This window comes from uncultured Campylobacter sp. (assembly GCF_937949835.1).
Lineage (GTDB): Bacteria > Campylobacterota > Campylobacteria > Campylobacterales > Campylobacteraceae > Campylobacter_B.
Genome location: NZ_CALEDC010000198.1, coordinates 1 through 2,568, shown reverse-complemented (window position 1 = coordinate 2,568; position 2,568 = coordinate 1). Strand labels below are relative to the sequence as shown.

The window sequence follows — 2,568 nt, the reverse complement described above, 5'->3', positions numbered from 1 at the left end:
GAACTGCTTGTCAAATTCGACGATAAAATCCCGCGCGCATCTAACCGCGTGCTAAATTTATAACTACAAATTTTATCGTAAAATTTTAACGCTTCAGTTGCGGCGTCTTAAATTCAAAGGGCAAAATCGCGCGAGCCGGCTTGCGATTTCAGTTTCGCCGCACAAGTGCCTATTAAATTTAGAGCCGCGTGCGGCTAAATTTTATCGCTCCGCTTGCCCGGCGCAAGCCCGCTCATTGTATCAGCTTATAACCTACGCCGCGGATGGCGGGGATGTAGCTGGGTGCCTTGGATGTTTCGCCAAGCTTCAAACGGATGCGACCGATGATGACGTCGATGCTTTTGCTCGAGGATTCCTCGCTTATGGAGCTGCAGTTGTAGATGAGCTCCTCGCGGGTTATCGCGCCGCCTTCCTTTTTGATGAGATACGAAAGCACGTCGTATTCGGCGATGGTGAGCGACAGGGGCTGTCCTTTGAAGCTGATGACGTGGCGGAAATCGTCCACTTCGAGGTCTTTTTTGGGCTTTGCGGCGCGCTGAACGAAGTTTATGTCGTAGCGCTCGATGTGGCGTTTGATGCGCGCTAAAAGCTCTTGCGGATTATAGGGCTTTGGCAGATAATCGTCCGCGCCGAAGTCAAAAGCGTTGATCTTATCGGTCAGATCGTGGCGGGCGCTTGAGATTATGATCGGTATATCGGTGTTTTTGCGGATCTCTTTGCAGACCTCAAGCCCGTCCATCCCAGGAAGCGTGAGATCTAAAATCACGAGGTTGAAATTTTCTAAATTTAGCTTGGAAAGTCCCAAAAACGGATCGTCCGCGACGGTAATATTGATATCGTATTGTTGCAGATATTCGCTTAAAATTTCGGCGAGTTCTAAATCGTCCTCTATCATTAAAATTTTAGTCATAAAAAAACCTTTGAAATTTTGCGCGGATTATAACAAAATATAGTTTATATATTTTAAAGCGGCAAATTTGGGCGAAATTTTATAAAAATGAAGCTCGGAGAGGAGAAATTTTAAAATTTTTCAAAACCAGGCGAAATTTCAAAAATCAGCCCCAAAAATATGGCGAAATTTTAAAATTTAAAGAAGCGAAATCTGAAAAATTGACGAATTTGGGCTAAATTCGGCTAAATTTTGCCGATTTTTGCGTTTTTTTCTTAAAAAACTATTGTATTTTTTGCGAAACTATTGTAGAATACCGCCCAAACCACTTTATTTTAAAGGATTAGCATGAAAAAAGCTGATTTTATCCAAGTAGTTGCCGAGAAGGCAGGTCTTTCCAAAAAAGATACCGTTAAGGCAGTAGATTCTGCACTTGAGGCTATCAAAGAGCTTTTGGTAAAAGGTGATGACATAAGCTTCATCGGCTTCGGATCTTTCGGCATTGCAGAGCGTGCAGCTCGCGAGGGTAAAGTTCCTGGCACAAACAGAACTTACAAATCTCCTGCTACTAAAGTAGTAAAATTTAAAGTCGGCAAACAGCTAAAAGAGGCTGTTGCGGCTGCAAAAGGCAAGAAGAAAAAATAATTTTCTTGCTCCAAGCCCCGTCTTCGGGGCTTATCTTTTTTAAATTTATACAATCATAACTTTTTAAAATGCCCGAGTGGTGAAATTGGTAGACGCACCAGACTCAAAATCTGGCGAGGGCGACCTCGTGTCGGTTCGATTCCGACCTCGGGCACCATAAATCTTCTTTAAATTTTATCTGGAATTTCAACCGTCTTTTATGAATTTCAACTTGCTATAAAATTTTTTATACTATTATTACTGCGGTATTTCTTTAAAAGAGGCAATTATTTATGATACGTAAAATTCTTATCGCTAATCGCGGCGAGATCGCGGTTCGCATCATTAGAGCCTGCAGAGATCTGCATATTAAAAGCGTCGCGATCTACACCAAACCCGACATCGATTGCTTGCACGTAAAAATCGCCGATGAGGCCTACGAGGTAAGCACCGATGCGCTAAAAGGCTATCTGGACGCCAAAAAGATTGTAGAAGTCGCCAAAGAGTGCGGCGCCGACGCGATACATCCAGGATACGGCTTTTTGAGCGAGAATTTTGACTTTGCAAAGGAGGTGGAGGACGCGGGTATTATTTTCATCGGCTCAAAGCCTGACGTTATCCGAAAAATGGGCAACAAAAACATCGCTCGCTACTTGATGCGCAAAAATGGCATTCCGATCGTGCCAGGCACCGAAAAGCTAAATCACGAGAGCATGGATACTATCAAAAAATATGCGCGCGAGATCGGCTATCCCGTGATTTTAAAGGCTAGTGGCGGCGGCGGCGGACGCGGTATCCGCGAGGTGTGGGAAGAGAAAGATATGGAGAGCGCCTATGACTCGTGCACGAGGGAAGCGAAAACATTTTTTAACAACGATGAAATTTTTATGGAAAAACTCGTCGTCAAGCCGCGCCATATCGAGTTTCAGATTTTAGGCGACAAATACGGCAACATCATCCACTTGTGCGAACGCGACTGCTCGATCCAGCGCCGCCACCAGAAGGTGATTGAAGAAGCGCCTTCGCCCTTCATCAGCGAAGAAACCCGCAAGGCC

3 protein-coding genes and 1 tRNA gene are annotated in these 2,568 nt (G+C 44.5%); 3 read left to right on the top strand and 1 reads right to left on the bottom strand.

Annotation, left to right across the window (positions count from 1 at the left end; translation table 11 throughout):
* Positions 1-232 precede the first annotated feature (232 nt).
* A complete protein-coding gene (locus Q0256_RS04535) occupies positions 233-910 on the bottom strand; it encodes a response regulator transcription factor (protein WP_297960464.1) in 678 nt (225 codons plus the stop codon).
* 327 nt (positions 911-1,237) lie between these two features.
* Here Q0256_RS04535 and Q0256_RS04530 point away from each other — a divergent pair, with 327 nt between their 5' ends.
* The 3 genes from Q0256_RS04530 to Q0256_RS04520 all read left to right on the top strand — a co-directional run.
* Complete coding sequence (locus Q0256_RS04530) at positions 1,238-1,534, top strand: HU family DNA-binding protein (protein WP_297960461.1); 297 nt, start codon at positions 1,238-1,240, stop codon at positions 1,532-1,534.
* 70 nt (positions 1,535-1,604) lie between these two features.
* Positions 1,605-1,691, top strand: a tRNA-Leu gene (locus Q0256_RS04525).
* A 115-nt stretch (positions 1,692-1,806) separates the two neighbouring features.
* On the top strand, positions 1,807-2,568 hold a 762-nt coding region (locus Q0256_RS04520; RefSeq protein ID WP_297960458.1), incomplete at its 3' end, for a biotin carboxylase N-terminal domain-containing protein.

Coding starts and splice junctions, on each gene's coding strand:
- Q0256_RS04535 (WP_297960464.1), bottom strand. CDS start 910: ATGACTAAAATTTTAATGATAGAGGACGATTTAGAACTCGCCGAAATT.
- Q0256_RS04530 (WP_297960461.1), top strand. CDS start 1,238: ATGAAAAAAGCTGATTTTATCCAAGTAGTTGCCGAGAAGGCAGGTCTT.